This window comes from Campylobacter lari subsp. lari (assembly GCF_013372185.1).
GTDB classification, from domain to species: Bacteria; Campylobacterota; Campylobacteria; order Campylobacterales; family Campylobacteraceae; genus Campylobacter_D; species Campylobacter_D lari.
Map to the genome: position 1 here is coordinate 204,651 of NZ_CP053830.1, position 17,639 is coordinate 222,289.

21 protein-coding genes are annotated in these 17,639 nt (G+C 30.7%); 12 read left to right on the forward strand and 9 right to left on the reverse strand.

The genetic code is table 11. The annotated features are described in order from the left end of the window. Position 1 precedes the first annotated feature (1 nt). The 9 genes from folK to mnmA are packed head-to-tail and all read left to right on the forward strand — an operon-like array spanning position 2 to position 7,305. The gene (folK, locus tag CLLT_RS01170) at positions 2-475 is read left to right on the forward strand and encodes a 2-amino-4-hydroxy-6-hydroxymethyldihydropteridine diphosphokinase (RefSeq protein WP_074692500.1); all 474 of its coding nucleotides are present in this window, start codon (positions 2-4) and stop codon (positions 473-475) included. An 8-nt stretch (positions 476-483) separates the two neighbouring features. Beyond that, entirely contained in the window at positions 484-1,869 is a 1,386-nt protein-coding gene (gene flhF / locus CLLT_RS01175; protein WP_074692498.1) for a flagellar biosynthesis GTPase FlhF, read from the forward strand. Next, positions 1,862-2,725, forward strand: coding sequence for a P-loop NTPase (locus CLLT_RS01180; protein WP_070256244.1), 864 nt, complete (start codon positions 1,862-1,864; stop codon positions 2,723-2,725). Before flhF ends, CLLT_RS01180 begins: the two co-directional genes overlap by 8 nt. 15 nt (positions 2,726-2,740) lie before the next feature. Further along, positions 2,741-3,100, forward strand: a complete 360-nt coding sequence (locus CLLT_RS01185; protein WP_012660982.1) for an OmpH family outer membrane protein — start codon at positions 2,741-2,743, stop codon at positions 3,098-3,100. Beyond that, complete coding sequence (locus tag CLLT_RS01190; protein WP_074692497.1) at positions 3,087-3,773, forward strand: RNA polymerase sigma factor FliA; 687 nt, start codon at positions 3,087-3,089, stop codon at positions 3,771-3,773. Before CLLT_RS01185 ends, CLLT_RS01190 begins: the two co-directional genes overlap by 14 nt. Continuing rightward, a complete protein-coding gene (gene fliM / locus CLLT_RS01195) occupies positions 3,774-4,865 on the forward strand; it encodes a flagellar motor switch protein FliM (RefSeq protein WP_012660984.1) in 1,092 nt (363 codons plus the stop codon). Then, complete coding sequence (fliY, locus tag CLLT_RS01200; RefSeq protein WP_074692495.1) at positions 4,855-5,694, forward strand: flagellar motor switch protein FliY; 840 nt, start codon at positions 4,855-4,857, stop codon at positions 5,692-5,694. The genes fliM and fliY overlap by 11 nt, the downstream gene beginning before the upstream one ends. Beyond that, a complete protein-coding gene (locus tag CLLT_RS01205; protein ID WP_074692494.1) occupies positions 5,691-6,326 on the forward strand; it encodes an LOG family protein in 636 nt (211 codons plus the stop codon). Before fliY ends, CLLT_RS01205 begins: the two co-directional genes overlap by 4 nt. Continuing rightward, positions 6,289-7,305 carry a tRNA 2-thiouridine(34) synthase MnmA gene (gene mnmA / locus CLLT_RS01210; protein WP_074692493.1) on the forward strand — a complete coding sequence of 339 codons (1,017 nt, stop codon included), beginning with the start codon at positions 6,289-6,291 and terminating at the stop codon, positions 7,303-7,305. The genes CLLT_RS01205 and mnmA overlap by 38 nt, the downstream gene beginning before the upstream one ends. Positions 7,306-7,475: 170 nt before the next feature. Here mnmA and CLLT_RS01215 read toward each other — a convergent pair whose 3' ends face one another. The 5 genes from CLLT_RS01215 to CLLT_RS01235 all read right to left on the reverse strand — a co-directional run bounded on the left by CLLT_RS01215 (position 7,476) and on the right by CLLT_RS01235 (position 11,585). Next, on the reverse strand, positions 7,476-7,898 hold the full coding sequence (locus tag CLLT_RS01215) for a hypothetical protein (protein ID WP_074692492.1): 423 nt from the start codon (positions 7,896-7,898) through the stop codon (positions 7,476-7,478). Between the two features lie 67 nt (positions 7,899-7,965). Continuing rightward, complete coding sequence (locus tag CLLT_RS01220; RefSeq protein WP_070256236.1) at positions 7,966-8,457, reverse strand: phosphatidylglycerophosphatase A family protein; 492 nt, start codon at positions 8,455-8,457, stop codon at positions 7,966-7,968. 2 nt (positions 8,458-8,459) lie between these two features. Further along, on the reverse strand, positions 8,460-9,620 hold the full coding sequence (locus CLLT_RS01225) for a sulfate adenylyltransferase (RefSeq protein ID WP_070256233.1): 1,161 nt from the start codon (positions 9,618-9,620) through the stop codon (positions 8,460-8,462). Further along, positions 9,598-10,473: a DNA-binding transcriptional response regulator gene (locus tag CLLT_RS01230; RefSeq protein WP_039667971.1), complete on the reverse strand. Its 876-nt coding sequence runs from the start codon at positions 10,471-10,473 to the stop codon at positions 9,598-9,600. The genes CLLT_RS01225 and CLLT_RS01230 overlap by 23 nt, the downstream gene beginning before the upstream one ends. Further along, positions 10,470-11,585 (reverse strand): bifunctional 2-C-methyl-D-erythritol 4-phosphate cytidylyltransferase/2-C-methyl-D-erythritol 2,4-cyclodiphosphate synthase, encoded by a 1,116-nt coding sequence (locus CLLT_RS01235; RefSeq protein ID WP_074692491.1) that lies wholly within the window; start codon positions 11,583-11,585, stop codon positions 10,470-10,472. The genes CLLT_RS01230 and CLLT_RS01235 overlap by 4 nt, the downstream gene beginning before the upstream one ends. 107 nt (positions 11,586-11,692) lie before the next feature. Between CLLT_RS01235 and CLLT_RS01240 the strand changes: the two genes are divergently transcribed. After that, complete coding sequence (locus CLLT_RS01240; RefSeq protein ID WP_074692490.1) at positions 11,693-12,796, forward strand: Mrp/NBP35 family ATP-binding protein; 1,104 nt, start codon at positions 11,693-11,695, stop codon at positions 12,794-12,796. Between the two features lie 10 nt (positions 12,797-12,806). Further along, on the forward strand, positions 12,807-13,970 hold the full coding sequence (locus CLLT_RS01245; RefSeq protein WP_074692489.1) for a tetrahydrodipicolinate N-succinyltransferase N-terminal domain-containing protein: 1,164 nt from the start codon (positions 12,807-12,809) through the stop codon (positions 13,968-13,970). 22 nt (positions 13,971-13,992) lie between these two features. Here the strand turns inward: CLLT_RS01245 and CLLT_RS01250 are convergent, their stop codons facing one another. The 3 genes from CLLT_RS01250 to galU form a co-directional block, all read right to left on the reverse strand. After that, positions 13,993-14,442 carry a Dps family protein gene (locus CLLT_RS01250; protein WP_012660995.1) on the reverse strand — a complete coding sequence of 150 codons (450 nt, stop codon included), beginning with the start codon at positions 14,440-14,442 and terminating at the stop codon, positions 13,993-13,995. Between the two features lie 128 nt (positions 14,443-14,570). Then, entirely contained in the window at positions 14,571-15,794 is a 1,224-nt protein-coding gene (locus CLLT_RS01255; RefSeq protein ID WP_012660996.1) for a glucose-6-phosphate isomerase, read from the reverse strand. Next, entirely contained in the window at positions 15,784-16,614 is an 831-nt protein-coding gene (gene galU, locus CLLT_RS01260) for a UTP--glucose-1-phosphate uridylyltransferase GalU (protein WP_039667975.1), read from the reverse strand. Before galU ends, CLLT_RS01255 begins: the two co-directional genes overlap by 11 nt. A 74-nt stretch (positions 16,615-16,688) precedes the next feature. Here galU and CLLT_RS01265 point away from each other — a divergent pair, with 74 nt between their 5' ends. Continuing rightward, entirely contained in the window at positions 16,689-17,270 is a 582-nt protein-coding gene (locus tag CLLT_RS01265; protein ID WP_012660998.1) for an IMPACT family protein, read from the forward strand. Positions 17,271-17,289: 19 nt separating this feature from the next. Here CLLT_RS01265 and CLLT_RS01270 read toward each other — a convergent pair whose 3' ends face one another. Next, positions 17,290-17,622: a hypothetical protein gene (locus CLLT_RS01270; protein ID WP_012660999.1), complete on the reverse strand. Its 333-nt coding sequence runs from the start codon at positions 17,620-17,622 to the stop codon at positions 17,290-17,292. Between the last annotated feature and the right edge of the window lie 17 nt (positions 17,623-17,639).

Consider the following 17,639-nt stretch of genomic DNA (forward strand, 5'->3'; position numbering starts at 1 on the left):
TTTGTTAATTAAAGGAGCTAGAAGGATAGAAAAAAATTGTTTTTTTCCTTTTTATACAACTAAGAAAAAAAAAGGAAAATATATAGCCATTATAGGACTTGGAAGCAATATAGAAGATGAAAAAAAACGCTTTCGGAGTTTATTTAGACTTTTAATGCAAGATAAACGCTTGCAAGTATTGCAAACCTCGCCATTTTTGGTTAATAAAGCTTTTGGCTTTGAAGAGCAAAAAGACTTTACTAATGCAGTGATGGTTGTAAGTACAAGTTTGCATGCAAGAGCACTTTTAAAAGTTTTATTTTTTTATGAGTTTAAATTCAAAAGAAAAAGAACTTTTAAAAATGCTCCTAGAACGCTTGATTTGGATTTGTTGTATTTTTCAAAAAAAGCGCGTAAAGATGAGTATTGCACAGTGCCTCATGTGGGGGTAAATGATAGAATTAGCGTAACTTTGCCTTTGGGCTTGTTAAGATAAGGAAAAATATGGGACAATTGATTCATACTTTTACAGTTGAAAGCACAGATGAGATTATACCTAAGGTTAAGCAAGATTATGGCGATAAAGCTTTGATAGTAACTAATAAACAAATTCGTCCAAAAACTATCAATCAAAAGCCTTTGTATGAGGTTATAGTGGCGATTGAAGAGGCTGATTATGAAGAGCATTTAAAACAAAACAATTTACCTATGCCACCAAAGAAAAAGCCAAACACAGCAAGTTTTCCTGAGGCTAAAATTCAAGCCCCAAAACTTGAAGATGAAAAAAAAGAAGAAGATGTAGTGCTTGATTTTTCTTCAAAAGCTAAGCAAAAACCTATTAATCCTTATTTAAATACAAGCAAAAAAGATGATAATTTTTTAAATTTAAAAAATAAACTTTCTCAAGTTAGTTCAGAAATTAGCAAAGTTTCTAATTATCAAGATTTTTCTATGCCAAATAATGCAAATTATGATAAAAAAATCGAAGCTTTTGAAAAACAAATGAATAAACTTAATGATAAAATGAATTTACTTGTGGATATGATGTGGGATGATAAAGCAGATTTACGCAAAGAACTAGCTATACCACCTGAATTTGCAAGTATTTATAAGCAAGCTAAGGCAAGTGGTATGCAAGAAGCGCATTTGCAAGCTATCATGAAAGCAACTATTGAAAATATGCCAAGTTTCATGAAAGCAAATCAGGAAGCAGTGCAAAGATATTTTTACTCGCTTTTGCGCAATATGCTTCCATGTCGCATTGAAAGTGAGATTAAAAAGCAAAAAATTATGATGTTAGTAGGTCCAACAGGAGTGGGTAAAACTACTACTTTAGCAAAGCTTGCTTTTCGCTATGCTTATGGGGATAGACGCTATAAAACAGGCATTATCACACTTGATACTTATAGGATAGGCGCAGTAGAGCAGCTTTTTCAATATGCTAAAATGATGAAACTTCCTATTATAGATAGCATAGAACCAACTGATTTAGATGATGCAATTAGAAGTTTAAATACTTGTGAGGTTATTTTAGTAGATACGACTGGAAATTCACAATATGATAAAGCAAAACTTGAAAAAACAAAAGAGTTTTTATCGCATTCTAATGCGCAAATTGATGTAAATTTGGTGCTTTCTGCTAATACTAAATATGAAGATTTATTAGAAACTTATAATAATTTTTCATTTTTAAATATAGACACTTTAATCATCACTAAATTTGATGAGACAAAAGTTTTTGGGAATGTTTTTTCTTTACTATATGAAACTAGCACTCCGATGAGTTTTTTTTCCATAGGTCAAGAAGTTCCTGATGATATAGAAATAGCAAATAGTGACTTTTTGGTGCGTTGCGTGTTAGAGGGTTTTAAAAGGGATGAAAATGAGTAATCAAGCAGAAAAATTAAAAGATTTAATAAAAGATGAAAGAACAGGTGTTAAGCAAACTCATTTTATCGCTGTAACTAGTGGCAAAGGTGGAGTTGGAAAAAGTACTTTTAGTGCAAATTTAGGAAATATTTTATCTAAAAATGGCTATAAAGTAGGGCTTTTTGATGCAGATATTGGGCTTGCAAATTTAGATGTTATTTTAAATGTGCGCGTGGAAAAAAATCTTTTGCATGTTTTAAAGGGTGAGTGTTCATTAGAAGATATTTTAATCGAAGTGAAACCAAATTTATGGCTTATTCCAGGTGAAAGTGGAGATGAGATTTTAAAATATAATGATAAAAATATTTATGAGAGATTTTTAAATCAAACTAGTATTTTAGATGATTTGGATTTTTTGATCATCGACACTGGGGCAGGAATTGGTGGTAATATAGGAAATTTCTTAGAAATGTCAGATGAGGTTATAGTTATCACTGTGCCTGATCCTGCGGCTATAACAGATGCTTATGCGACTATAAAAACCACTTCAAAAACTAAAGAGAATTTATTGATGGTATTTAATGTTGTAAAAAATGAGAATGAAGCTTTAAGAATTTTTGATAATATTAAAAAAGTAGCAAGTATAAATATAAAACATAACTTAAATTTAGAATTTTTGGGTTATTTAGCTCAAAGTAAGGATATTAGTTCTAGTATAAAAAAACGAACTTTATTTAGCGATGAAGATACCAATGCAAGTGATGAGCTCAAAGTCATAGCTTCTAAGCTTTTGTATAGGTTGGAACAAAAAGTGCTTAATAGTGTGGGAGATAAAAGCATAATGAGTTTTTTCAAGAAGCTTTTGGATCGTTTTTGAGATTGAAGGAAATTTATGAGACCAGACAATTTTGTAGCTTTTTTTACAGTTTGTGGTTTTTTTATAGGATTAACATTTACTATAGTTAATATAGAAGATGCCATTGAAATAGTAGTTTATACTTGTTTGATTACTTTTGTTTTTTATGTTTTAATTCATGTTGTTATAATGATTTTTGTTGATATTCATAAAATTGGTGGTAGGCATTTTAATAAAGAAAAATACGAAAACGAAAATAATAAATTTATCGCAGAATTAGCTGCTAGAGAAAAGAAAATGGATTATTTACTTGAAAAACTTCAAGAAGAAAGAGAAGATCTTAAAAAGCTTGAAAGTTCAAACAAAAGGAAAAATGTAAAACATGCAGCCGCATAATGCATACGCATCTGCTTTAAAAAAAGAGCAAGATGATTTAGTCATTTCATATATGCCAGCTTTAAGAGCTATGGCATTTAGACTAAAAGAGCGTTTGCCAGCTAGTATTGATGTTAATGATTTAATTAGCATTGGTGTTGAAGAGATGATTAAACTCTCACGCCGTTATGATAAAGAACAAAATGATAATTTTTGGGGTTTTGCAAGAAAAAGAGTAAATGGGGCTATGCTTGATTATCTAAGAAGCCTTGATGTAATGAGTAGAAGCAATAGAAAAATTATCAAAGATATCGATGCTATAGTTGATGAATATTATCAAGAGAATGAAAAAGAGCCAGATGATGAGTATTTGGCACAAAAACTGAATTTAGAAGTAGAAAAAGTAAAAGAAGCAAGAGCGGCTCATGCAATCTCGCTTGTGATGCCTTTAGATGAACAGCTAAATTGCTTTAATGATAGCAATATAATAGAACAAATTGAAAAAGAAGAATTGATAGAAAAAATCAATGCGGTTTTAGAAGAATTTAAAGAAAGAGAAAAATTAGTTATACAGCTTTATTATTACGAGGAATTAAATTTAAAAGAAATCGCAGAGATTTTAGAGATAAGTGAGTCAAGAATTTCACAAATTCACAAACGCTTATTAAAGAAAATTCGTGAGAGGTTAGCTTAGATGGCTGAGATACTTTCCCAAGAAGAAATTGATGCTTTATTAGAAGTTGTTGATGATGATAGCGATGATAGTGCTGCTTCTTCAAAGCTAGAAGAATTAGAAGATAAAAGAGATATAGTAGTATATGATTTTAAGCGTCCAAATAGGGTTTCAAAAGAACAACTTCGCTCCATCAAAGGAATTCATGATAAATTAGCAAGAAATCTTGCTTCGCAAATTTCATCTATGATGAGAAGTATAGTTGAGATTAAACTACACTCAGTGGATCAAATGACTTATGGTGAGTTTTTGATGTCTTTACCATCTCCAACTAGTTTTAACGTTTTTTCTATAAAACCTTTAGATGGAAATTGCGTACTAGAAATAAATCCAAGCATTGCTTTTCCAATGATAGATAGGCTTTTAGGTGGGCAAGGCGATAGTTTTGATACTTTAAGGGAATTGACAGAAATCGAGCTTAATTTGCTTGATTCTATTTTGCGTATTATCATGCAAAGGCTTAAAGAAAGTTGGATGAATGTTACTGAAATTTATCCAAGTGTTGAAGCAAAAGAGTCAAGTCCAAATGTCGTACAAATAGTTTCACAAAATGAAATTGTTATCATGGTTGTTATGGAGATTATCATCGGAAATTCAAGTGGTATGGTAAATATATGCTATCCTGTTGTGCATTTAGAAAGTATTTTGAGCCGTTTGGCAAACCGTGATATTATGATGGGTGAAACTTCGGCTAAAAAATCAAGAAACAAAGAGCTTAAAACCTTAATAGGCCGTGCAGAAGTGATTTATGAAGCTATGCTGGGTAAGACTTTTATCAATGTGAATGAATTTTTAGATTTAAAACAAGGGGATATTTTAAAGCTTGATAGAAGTGCAGACGATAAGGCTATAGTGGCTATTGATAAAAAAGAAGTATTTTTAGCTCAAGTGGGGCTTCATAGATTTAGAAAGTCAATTAAAATCTTAGAACTTATCAAAACCGATAAGGATGAGATTAAAGAAATGCTTGAAAAATATGAGGATGAAAGAAGAGCAAAAGCAAATTCTTATGATGAAAATGAAGACATAGAAGAGGAAGACGATGATCAATGATTTTTTAGGCATATTTGTCAATGAATGTGTAAGTACAATAGAAGGTTTAACAGGAAAAACTGCTGAATTTAGTGAGTATTATGAGTATGATGTAAATTCTCAAGATTCTATGACTCCGCCATTAGTTAGTGCTACTTTTAGCGTTAATAATGAAATGAAAATCAAAATCCTAGCCAGTGCGGTTTTAATGAGTGCTATTGGTGAGTGGATGATGGGAGAAGAGGAAATCTCCAAAAACAGTGAGCTAAATGAAGATGAAATGGACGCTGCTAAAGAAGCTATACAAAATATCATTTCAGCATTTTCTACTACTTTAGGTGCGCAAAAAGAAATTCCAAAAATGGAGTTTAGTCTAGAAAATTGTGAATTTGTTGCAGATAGCTTAGAGCTTGGCGGTTTTCATAAATTATATTTATACAATGTAAAAATAGCTGATTTAGAAGAAAAAATTTCTTTGGTTTTTGATGAGAAAATTTATAAGATTTTAACCAAAACTGACTTAGAAGAAATCGTAGCACCAAGTGAAGATCATACACAAGATCATAAAGCCTTGACCAATGTAGAAGAGCTAAGAAATATCGGTTTGATCATGGATGTGCGCTTGCCTATAAGAGTGCGTATAGGTAGTAAAAAAATGCTTTTAAAAGATGTTTTGACTATGGATATAGGCTCTGTTATAGAACTTGATCAATTAGCAAATGATCCTTTAGAAATTTTAATAGGTGATAAAAAAATTGCTTATGGGGAAGTGGTTATCGTAGATGGAAACTTTGGAGTGCAAATAACTGAAATTGGTTCTAAGAAGGAAAGATTAGAGCAATTAAGATGAAAGAATATATCATTGAAGATGTTGCTTATCTTCAAGAATTAGAAAAAATCCAAAAAGGCATAACTTTTTTTGGCTCTGCAAGATTAGCTCAAGATAATGAGTATTGTATTTTGGCTTCAAAATTAGCCCAGAAGTTAGCAGATCTTGGTTATAGTATTATTAGTGGTGGTGGAGCAGGGATAATGCAAGCTGCAAATTATGGAGCTATGCAAAGTCAAGCTTCGCATTTAAAATCTTTTGGATTTAATATACATTTACCATTTGAGCAAAAAGCAAATGACTTTTTAGAGTATAATATCACTTTTAAGAGCTTAGCCATTCGCAAAATGGCTCTTATTCAAAAGAGTCTAGCTTTTGTGATTTTCCCAGGCGGCTTTGGAACATTAGATGAATTCTTTGAAATTCTTACTCTTAAACAACTTAGTTTTAAAAAAAATGTTCCTATTATTTTAGTCGGGCAAAAATTTTGGCAACCTCTTGATAAATTTATCAAAACCTCTTTATTAGAACTTGGTGTTATATCTAAAAATGATGAATTAAAATATAGCATAAGTGATGATTTAGATGAGATTATAAGAATGATAAAGGAAAATGATGAAAATTCTAGTTGCCATGAGCGGGGGTGTAGATAGTACTGTTACTGCTTATAAACTAAAACAAGCTGGACATGAAATAATAGGCTGTTATATGAAACTTCATGGAAAGCCAAATTATCACGAAGAAAATATACAAAAAGTAGAAAAAGTTGCAAATTTTTTAGGTATTAAATATCATATTTTAGATTTGCAAGAAGATTTTAAAAATCAAGTTTATATGCCTTTTATAAATACTTATAAAGATGGAAAAACTCCAAATCCTTGCGCCTTGTGTAATCGTTTTATAAAACTTGGAAAATTATTAGAATTTGCTAAAAGTTTAGGTTGTGAAAAATTAGCCACAGGTCATTATGCAAGGATAGAAAATGGCTTGATAAAAACTGCATTTGATGATAGCAAAGATCAAAGTTATTTTTTAGCAAATGCAGATAAAGAGGCTTTAGAGTATTTGATTTTCCCTCTTGGAGAGATGAAAAAAGAAGATGTGAAAAAATTTGCATCTACTATAGAGGTGCTGAAATCTTTTGCAACACAAAAGGAAAGTTCTGAGATTTGTTTTGTGGAAGATACATATGTACAAGTTTTAGATCAGTTTATGGATACTAAAATTCCAGGTATAGTTAGAGATAGTAGCGGTAAAGAAGTAGGAAAACATGAAGGTTATATGCACTATACCATAGGTAAAAGAAGAGGTTTTGAGGTAAAGGGGGCTCATGAGCCACATTTTGTATTAAAAATTGATCCTAAAAAAAATGAAATCATAGTGGGTAAAAAAGAAGAACTTAAAATAAGTGGATTTGATTTAGAAAAGATAAATTTATTTATAGATGCTAAAGAATTAGATTGTGAAGTAAAAATACGCTATAGATCAAGATCAACCCCATGTAAAGTAATGATAAATGATGATAAAAGCGCTAAGGTAATATTAAAAGAGCCTGTTTATGGACTTGCTAGCGGACAAATGGCTGTGTTTTACGATAAAGATTTAGTGCTTGCAAGTGGATTTATAAATTAACGTTAAAGGGTTGCAACCCTTTAGCGTTGAACCCTTTATACTAACTTCTTTTAAAAAATTAAAATTATTTTATTGTAATAAAAAATAAGAAGATTATAGTTGAGATTTTTCTAAGATAGATTAAGTAAATCTTATCTTAGAAAAATTATATTGTGTTAGATAAGTTGATCTTATTCAGTCATATCAACAATCGCTCCTCTACTTTCACATCTTTCTTTATTCCATTTTCTTGTATCACATGCTCCATAAACTATTTTATGTTTATTCAAGTCGCCATTTTTATAGTTGATATAAACAACATCGCCATATTCTATTTCGCCTCTTGCAACATCTCCTAGTAAGCCATCTTGTTCTATTTTAATTCCTTCAAAATCTTCAGCTACTTCTGGGTGTCTTTGCTTTAAAGCATTTAAATCAACATCTTTAAGGCTTTTTATCACAACATTAGAACCATAATCTTTTTTTAAAGTTTTAATGAATAAATCATAACCACCCTTAGAACCTCTACTTGGATCATATTTATAATCCACTCCATTAGCACATGCCATAAAAGAAATTAACGCTAAAGCACCAAACATTGTTTTTTTAATCATTTTTTATCCTTTTCGCTTTAGTTTGTAAAGTTTATCATAAATGAAGTTAAATCAAAAAAATTACGAATTAAAATATCTCCATTATACTCATATCAAACCACAAAAGATCAAATTTAAGTAAAATTCCATAAATGACTGCGCTAAATAATCCTGCGAAAATTCCTGCTAAAACATCATCTAGCATTACGCCTAAACCACCTTTGGTTTTTTTATCAATTTTTCCGATGATAGAAGGTTTTGTGATATCAAAAAATCTAAACAAAACAAAAGAAAGCAAAAAAGTAAAAACACTTTGCCCGCAAATTGCCAAAGCTAAAAATACCCCAACAACTTCATCTATTACAATGTGCTTATCATCGTGTTTGCCTGTTTCTTGTTCGTATTGATCGATGATTTTTATAGAGATTAAAAAAAGCAAAATTGCAAGTAAGATTAAAGTTCCTATGCCCAAATACCTTAAAATAAAAAATGCAGGGATTAGCGCTGCTATTGTGCCAAAAGTTCCTGGAGCTTTATTAACACTACCTGAATAAAAAAAAGTTAAAAATAATTTTTGCATGATTACACCATATATGACATTTGATGGAGTTTTATAAGTTGCTCATAAAATTCTTTATCGCCTCTATATTCTAAAATACCATGCGTAGGGAAAAGATTGCTGTAGATATTTTGTTTATTATGGAAACGATTTGGAAAAAGCTCTGATAAAATCAAAGCAGAAATTTCTCTTCTTATAAAAACTGCTGGTGGAATGATACCAAGTCTGAGTAAATTTTTTAAAGAATCCCCGTGGTATTTCATATGATGATGAGCTCCATGTGGGCATGATTTGGTACTTACTATCATTTTACACTCATCACAAAATACAAATTCAGGAAGTATGGTTACTTCTATATTGTAATCTTTTGCAAAATCATCAAGCACTGTAAAGGCTCTGTTTTGATTAAAATACATTCCAAGCCCTGCGTGATTTTGCCCTACAAAAAGTTTATTACAATCAAAACTTTTAGCCAAAGCACACTCAAGTACTGGATTTAAATGCGAGGCAAAAATTTTGATATTATGCAAAGGTATGAGTAAAACTCTAGAAGATGGTAAATAATTTTGCGCAAAAACATCAAAGCAACGCTTTTTAAGTTTTAAACTTAAACCATTACTTTCATAAGATTCTATAAGGAAAATAATTACTAGATCAGATTGCTCTATGGCCCATCTTAAAATTCTCTCATGTGCTCTATGAAAAGGATCAAAGCTTGAAACAATAGCAGTAATATTAGAAGGGTTTAATCTTTTTTTGATTTTTTCAAAATCTTCTTTTATAGCCTTGATACGATTGTGATAAATTTCAAATTCACCACTAATGCAAATTTCTCCAAAATCATCAATCAAGCATGTATTAGGTGTAAAAATATCATTAATGTTTTTATCGTTTTTAAATTTACTTTCTAAGATAATGTGACCTACTATTTGATCGTTGCATACAAAATCTATTTTGTCTTTAACTTTGGCATTTTCTATGATTTTTTTGTTTTCATTGTGCGGAGCAAAAGTTAAGGCATAGGGAAATTTATATCCGTTTATTGCTTCGTTTTTTAAAAATTCATCTCTTTCTTGTTCGTTCATCAATTTTGTAAAAGAAGCAAAAATTCCTTCTTTAATGAAACATAAAACTTCGTATTCTTCTTCTGAGATTATAATGCTATTTTTTCTTTGTAATGCCATATTTTTTCCTTTTTTCCCATAAAGATTTTCTTGAAATTCCTAATTTTTTGGATAAATCCGTATCAGGAAAGATATTTTGATAACTAATGATAATATGCTTAACATAATCATCAATGGTTAAAATTCCATTACTTTCAAAACTTTTCTCATCTTCACCTAGCTCTAAAATTTGAAAATTGCTATGCTCAATATTCGTACTTGTGTGTATAATAACAGCCTTTTTTAAAGCAAGGTTTAACACCTTTTCTTTTTCTAAAGGCTTTAGGGTTTGAAAATTAACCAAATAATACAAAGAATTGTCTTTGAATATTTTATCTAAATTTTGCTGGTGTGAAAGGTCTATATAAACATTTGCAATGTTGTGCTCATTAGTATAATTAAATACAAAATGATCAGCAAAAATTTGATTATTAGTTTTTAAAATCAAAGGTAGTTTGAATTTTTTATAATCAAAAGTTGGTAGTTTTGCTGTTTCAAATTTATGTTTTAAATATGCTTGATAGGTACTATTTAGCATGGTGATTTTTTTAAATTCTTGAAAATGCTTAATCTTGCGCATTAATTCTTCTATCATGAAAGGTTTTTGTATGTAATCACTAGCACCAGATTTTAAAGGAGCTAAAACGGTATCTGAACTTATGTAAGATATGAGCAAAATAATGATTTTATGCTTAAAAATTTCTATAATATGTTCAAAATTAGCCATACTAGTAGAAAGCAAAATGATTTCATAATCATGATGAGTAAGCTCATTAACATTTGCGATAATATCACAATCATAACCTATAGAATTAAGCTTTGATCCTATACTTTGGGCTAAATAAAATTCATTTTCTACTATTAAAACTTTCATAATTTCATCCAATCAAAATATTTTAAATTTACACTTGTTAAAACAGCAATCCCTTCTTTTCTTCCTACAAAACCTAGATGTTCTGTAGTGGTGGCTTTGATATTGATTTTATTTGGCATGGTTTTTAATGTTTTAGCGATATTAAAAGCAATAGCTTCTTTAAATTCTTTCATTTTAGGTGTTTGAGCTATGATAGTAATATCAGCATTTACAAGCTCAAAACCATAATTTTGCACCAAAGCATAAGCATTTTGTAATAAAAACATAGAATCAGCATTTTTATACTGCATATCATTATCTGGGAAAAGTTCTCCTATATCTCCAAGCCCTGCTGCACCCAAAAGTGCATCAATTAGTGCATGAGCTAATACATCTCCATCAGAATGGGCTTTTAAACCCATACTTTCATGCACTTTTACCCCGCCCAAAAGTAAGGCTCTTTGCTCTCCAAATTCATGCACATCAAAGCCATTTCCATTAAAAATATCCCAAGATGGTTTTGGTAAATTTAAGCTTTTCAAATCTTCTTTAAAGGTGATTTTTTTAGCTAACTCATCACCTTGCACATACCAAATTTTACCGCCAATAGCTTGTATAGCTGTGCTATCATCAGTGAAATTTGAGCTTTGCTCTAAAGCTTTTTTTAGCATACTCGTGCGTGAAAGTTGAGGGGTTTGTATGAGTTTGATTTTATCTCTATCAATAGTTTCTTGAGCATAAATTGTAGTATCGCTTACTTTTAAAACAGGTGTAATACAATCAGCTTTGTCGTGATTTTCTATGATATTGTTAAAAAGATTTTTAGAAATTAAAACTCTTGCAACATCACTAACTAAAACATATTCACTCTCAACCATACTTAAAGCATTGAGTAAAGATTGGGCTCTAGTTGCACCACCTTGGACAAATTTATATTCAGGGGCAAACTTTTTCATATAAGAAATATTACCAGAAGTAACAACTATTTGTTTAAAAGGATAAAAAGAACTTAAATTTTTAGTAGCATAAAGCCATAAAGGTTGTTCGCCTAGTCGCAAAAACTGCTTTTTTACCGGAGCATTAAATCTTGATGATTCTCCAGCAGATAGCATAATCAAGGAAATATCTAACATTTGTTACACCTTAATTTCTTATTAATGTTACGATATTATACACCATAAAAGCCAAAATTTATATTTTTGTTAGTAGAATTAATCATTTTAAATAATAAGGAGAAAAATTGAAGGAAAAAATCGAAGAAAGACTAAAACAAGTTGTATATCCAGGTTTTAAAAAAGATATAGTTAGTTTTGGTTTTGTAAAAAAAATTGAATCAAATGATCAAAAAGCTCATATAGTAGTTGAAATTGTTTCAGCTAATGCTCAAATTGCACAAGAGCTTAGACTAAACATCGCAAATGCCTTAAAAGATTTAAATTTAGAGCTTGATTTAGAAATCATTCAACCAAAAATTCCTGAAGAAAAAAGCAATTCAAGAAGTGGTAAAAATATCGCTCCGCAAATTAAAAATTTCCTTATGATTTCAAGTGGTAAAGGCGGGGTAGGTAAAAGTACTACGACTTTAAATTTGGCTATTTCTTTAGCTAAAATGGGCAAAAGAGTAGGGCTTTTGGACGCAGATATTTATGGGCCAAATATACCAAGAATGCTTGGTGAGAGTAAAAGCAAACCTGAAATTGTAGGCCAAAAAATTCGTCCTATTTTATCTCATGGGGTTTATATGATGAGCATGGGCGTTTTGATAGAAGAGGGTAAGGGTTTGATGTGGCGTGGTTCTATGATCATGAAAGCGATTGAGCAACTTTTAGCTGATGTGCTTTGGCCTGAACTTGATGTATTGTTACTTGATATGCCTCCTGGAACGGGTGATGCGCAAATTACCTTAGCTCAAAGCGTGCCAGTGAGTGCAGGTGTGTGCGTAAGTACTCCACAAGTAGTGTCTTTAGATGATAGCAAAAGAGCGCTTGATATGTTTGAAAAATTACACATTCCTGTTGCAGGTATTATAGAAAATATGAGCGGCTTTTTATGTCCTGATAATGGCAAAGAATATGATATCTTTGGTAAAGGCACCACAGAAGAAATGGCAAAAGCTTATAAATGTGAAGTTTTAGCTCAAATTCCTATCGAAATGAGTGTAAGAGAAGGTGGAGATAGTGGTAAGCCTGTAAGTTTTTATATGCCTGAGAGTGTAAGTTCAAAAAGATATTTACAAGCTGCTGAAAAAATTTGGGAATTTATAGAAAAGGTTAATCAAGAAGGTAAAGTAGATAATTCAGCAATTCAACCTGTAATGAATGGTAAAAGTGCGTGCTCGCAATAAGGAGGAAAATATGCCAATAGAAAGTAAAGAAGAATTTTTAAATCTAATCAAACAAATCGAACAAAGGATTAATTATAAAAAACCTAAAGCTTTTGCTATAGCAAGACTTGATCTAAGTCAGCTTGATCCTAGTAAAAAACTTCAAGCTAATTTTGGTGTGATTAATTTTGAGCAAAATTATGCTGCCGCAGCTGTTATGTTTGAAGCTTTTTTTAGAAGAGGGGTTGATGTTGATTTTAATGAAAGTGAGTTTGTAGCTACTTTGATTAAAGAAGATTTGGATTTTGCGCTTGAATGTTTTGCGCCATTTTTACAAGAGCAAGGCCATAAAAATATAGAAGCAATCAAAGCAGCAAAGGAAAATTTTAGAGAAAATGCTTTTTCTTTTGTTTGTATTTTTGAAGATGAAGCACCAAAAAGTTTAGAAAGTGTGTATTTAAAACTTCACTTGCTTTCTAATAAAAAAGTACCTTTAAGAAGTTTAAATTTAACAGGTGCTTTTGGGATTTTACCAAATGTTGCATGGAGTGATAATAAGCCTATTGATTTGGACTTTTTAAGAGAAAATGAGATTGATTTAAAAATGGGTGGAAGATATCCAAGAATTGATTATGTAGATAAATTTCCAAGATTTTTAGCTCATGTAATACCTGAAGATAATACTAGAATTTTAGAAAGTTCTAAAGTAAGGATGGGCGCGGTTTTAGCTGCAGGTACTACTATAATGCCAGGGGCTGCTTATGTGAATTTTAACGCAGGTACAACTGGAGCTTGTATGGTAGAAGGGCGTATTAGTTCTTCAGCTGTTGTGGGCGAAGGTAGCGATGTAGGAGGTGGTGCTTCTATACTTGGAGTTTTAAGTGGAACAAGTGGAAATGCTATTAGTATAGGTAAAGCTTGTCTTTTGGGTGCAAATTCAGTTACGGGAATTCCTTTAGGGGATAATTGTATCGTTGATGCTGGAATTGCTGTATTAGAAGGAACTAAATTTGCGCTTAAAAATAAAGAAGAATTACAAAAAATCAATCCTGATTTTAAATTTGATAAAGATATATATAAAGGTTTAGAATTAGCAGGATTAAATGGCTTGCATTTTAGACAAGATTCTCAAAGTGGAGTTATGATAGCAGCTTTTAATAAAAAGGCTGTAAAACTTAACGAAGATTTACATTAAAAGTAGGGAAATTCCCTACTTTTTATAAAGAGCAAGTATTTTGGATAGTTGAATTAAGCATCCAAAGAACTTTTTCATATTTTGCAATATTTTCTTGAGCAAATGCTGCTGTTGTAGTATCGCTTGCTTTTTCAGCTTCTTCATTTAGCTTTTTAAATTCAGCTAAAAGATATTTATAATCTTCTCTAATAAGCTCTAAAACTTCTACTGGTGTAAAGCAATCTTTTTGAGCCTTAGGTGCTTTTGCATTTTCTAGTAATGTTTTTGAACAAACAATAGCTTTTTCTCCAAGTTGTAAAGTTCTTTCAGCGCAATCATCAAATAACTCTGCCATTTCTTCATAAGCTTTTTCTGTGTATTCATGAATTGAGAAAAACTGTAAACCTTTTACATTCCAGTGATAATTATGAAATTTAATCCATAAACTATGAGCATCCGCTTGTAATTGTAATAATTGTTTTGTTACTGACATGTTATCTCCTTTTTTATTTTTAAAATTATAACATAAAATTCTTAAATAATAATTATTATTATCTAATAAATTATGATGTTATAATTTGTTATATTTTCATTATACTCTTTTTTTGCAATAAAGCAAATTTATTTACTTAACATATTTTTGAGTATTAATTTTCCCACTTCTACACCAGGTTGATCATAAGTATTAATTCCAAGCATAATGCCACATGCAGAAGTAAATAACTCATAATAATACATCAAATATCCACAATGATAAGCATCTAATTTCTCAAGTTCTATGACATCAACACTTAAATTTTCAGCAATTAATGCATGCATGGTTGCATCACATTGAGCGTTTAAAAGATCATGTAAATTAACCTCATTAGTAAAATCACAATTTTGCAAATGATTAAAGCTTATATTTGGGATGCTAGGAGATTTTTGACTATCTTTGATTTTTAAAAAAGTAACAGTTTTATCTTTGGGTCCATCCATGATAAGTTGTAAAAAGCTATGCTGATCTCTAGCACCAATTAAAGCAATAGGAGTTAAACCTATGCGTTTGAAGCCCTGTTTTTTACCTAGACTTTCAGCAATGAGTTGAATGTACCATTCATTAAAGCCCTTAAAAGCATCACCATATGAAAAAAGCACATTAATATGCGCACTTTTATGCGTGCAATAATGATAAGCCTTTTGCAAAATTTGATCACATTTTTTCTCAAAAAAATCCACATAACAAGCTTTTGCGCCTTCTAATAAGGCTTTGGTGTCATACCCGCAAAAGCTCAAAGGAACAATACCAATAGCCGATAAAACACTAAATCTTCCTCCGACATTTTGAGGTATAAAAAAGCATTTTATATTTAATTCTTCTCCTAGTTTATGAAGTTTTGAATTTAAATCTGTAATAAATACAAAATTTTCATGCAAATTTTCATTTTTAAAATCAAAATGAGCAATGATGAGTTTAAATAAAGAAATCACCTCTATAGTTGTGCCTGATTTACTTGCTATGATGAAAAGTGTTTTTTGGGGATTTATTTTTTGCATAGTTTGGGTAAAAGTATGTGAGGAGGTATTGTCAATAATAAAAAGTTTTTTTTCTTCTACTTGATCAAATAAAAGCTCTTTTAAAGCTTTAACCCCACAACTTGATCCACCCATACCCACTAAAACGATATTTTCTATATGAGTTTTAGTTGCGATAAATTCTTTGCTTTCTTCGATTAAATCAAAGCTAGTATCTACTAAGTGATAATATCCTATATCGCCACTTTCTAGCTCATCATTCATTCTATTTGCATAAGCGGTAATTTTTTTAAAATCTTGGGTTTTAAAAAATAAAGTATTATTTAGCATTTTTACTTTTCTCATAAAAATAATTTGTCGCTTCCACAAAGCCTTCCACGCTTCCACAATCAAATCTTTTTCCTTTAAATTTATAAGCTAAAACCATATTGTTAGTTGCTTGTGAAAGCAATGCATCGGTTAGTTGAATTTCTCCATTTTTACCTGCTTTGGTATTTTCTAAAATGCCAAAAATATCAGGTGTTAGAATGTATCTTCCTATGATGGCTAAGTTGCTTGGAGCATCTTTTGGATCAGGTTTTTCTACCATAGAATTTACCATGATTAAATCCTCTTCTACAGCATTTCCAGCTATAACCCCATAGTTTGAGACTTGATCAGCTTCAACTTCCATTACAGCTATAACAGAGCAGCGGTATTTTTCATAAATTTTTACCATTTGAGCTAAAACATTTACCCCATCTTCATTTACACATAAATCATCTGCCAAAATTACCCCAAAAGCTTCATCTTGCACTAAAGGTTTTGCTTTTAAAACTGCATCTCCCAAGCCTTTCATTTCATTTTGTCTTGTAAAAGTAAAAGTGCAGCGATCTATGAGTGTTCTTATTTCACTTAAAAGATATTCTTTTTTAGTACCCGCAATTTGATGCTCAAGCTCATAAGAAATATCAAAATAATCCTCCAAAGCTCTTTTCCCACGCCCTGTAACAAAGCCCATAGTTTCCATACCAGCTTCTAAAGCCTCATCTACACCATAGTGAATTAAAGGTTTAGTTAGTATAGGTAGCATTTCTTTAGGTAGGGTTTTTGTAGCAGGTAAAAATCTAGTACCATAGCCTGCTGCAGGAAAAATACAAGTTTGAAGCATAATTTATCCTTAAATTTTTATAAGTTGTTTTGATTATAATTTTATTTACATATTATAGCTAAATTAAGGAAAATATGAAAACCATTGATCAAATTTATCAAGCAAAAATAGAAATCAAAAAATCAACTTTTTTGTCTTTTTTATGTCCTTTTGAAGATTTTCAAACTTTAATGCAAAAGCTAAGAAATGAGCATTTAAAAGCCGTGCATTTTGTATATGCTTATAGGTATTTAAACGAATTTGATCAAATCATAGAAGATAAAAGTGATGATGGGGAGCCAAAAGGAACTTCGGCAATGCCTTGCTTGAATGTCTTAAGAGGGGCTTTGCTGGTTAATTGTGCGGTGATTGTGGTGCGTTATTTTGGTGGGATAAAACTTGGCACAGGTGGGCTTGTTAGAGCTTATAGCGATGCAACCAATGAAGCTATTTTAAATGCAACGCTTTTAGAATTTGAAGCTAAAAATATTTTAAATTTAAACATTCCTTTTCATCTTTATGCAAGATTTGAGCATTTTTTAAATAAAAATAACATTTCATACGAAAAAAAATTTCAAGAAAATGTTGAACTAGTTTTAAGCGTTAATGCAAAAGAAGAAGAGGAATTTAAAAAATTTGCAAAAGAGTTCGAATTTAGCGGACTTATTTGGAAGTAAGCATTTGCTTACTTCATTTTTATAAAGAATTTAAAAGATCTTTTACCATGTCCTTTTGTGGTTCTTGTTTTTCTTCCATATTAGCTTGCATAGGAGTTTCGTTTTGTCCTCTAAAACGATAATTATAAATATTTGACATATTGGAACTAAAAATTCCTGTGCTAAATTGATCTTGGCTCATAGCTTTTGAAAAAAGCTCATCAAGTTTTATGCTTTGCTCATTTAAATTTTCGCCACTATTTTGACTAAGTAAAGACATAAAGTCTTCATTAGCTCCTTGAGTACTTTTATAAGCACTACTTTGACCATATCCATACTCTTTAACCGATAAACTATCATGGTTAACTTGCATGTTTTCTCCTTTCAAAA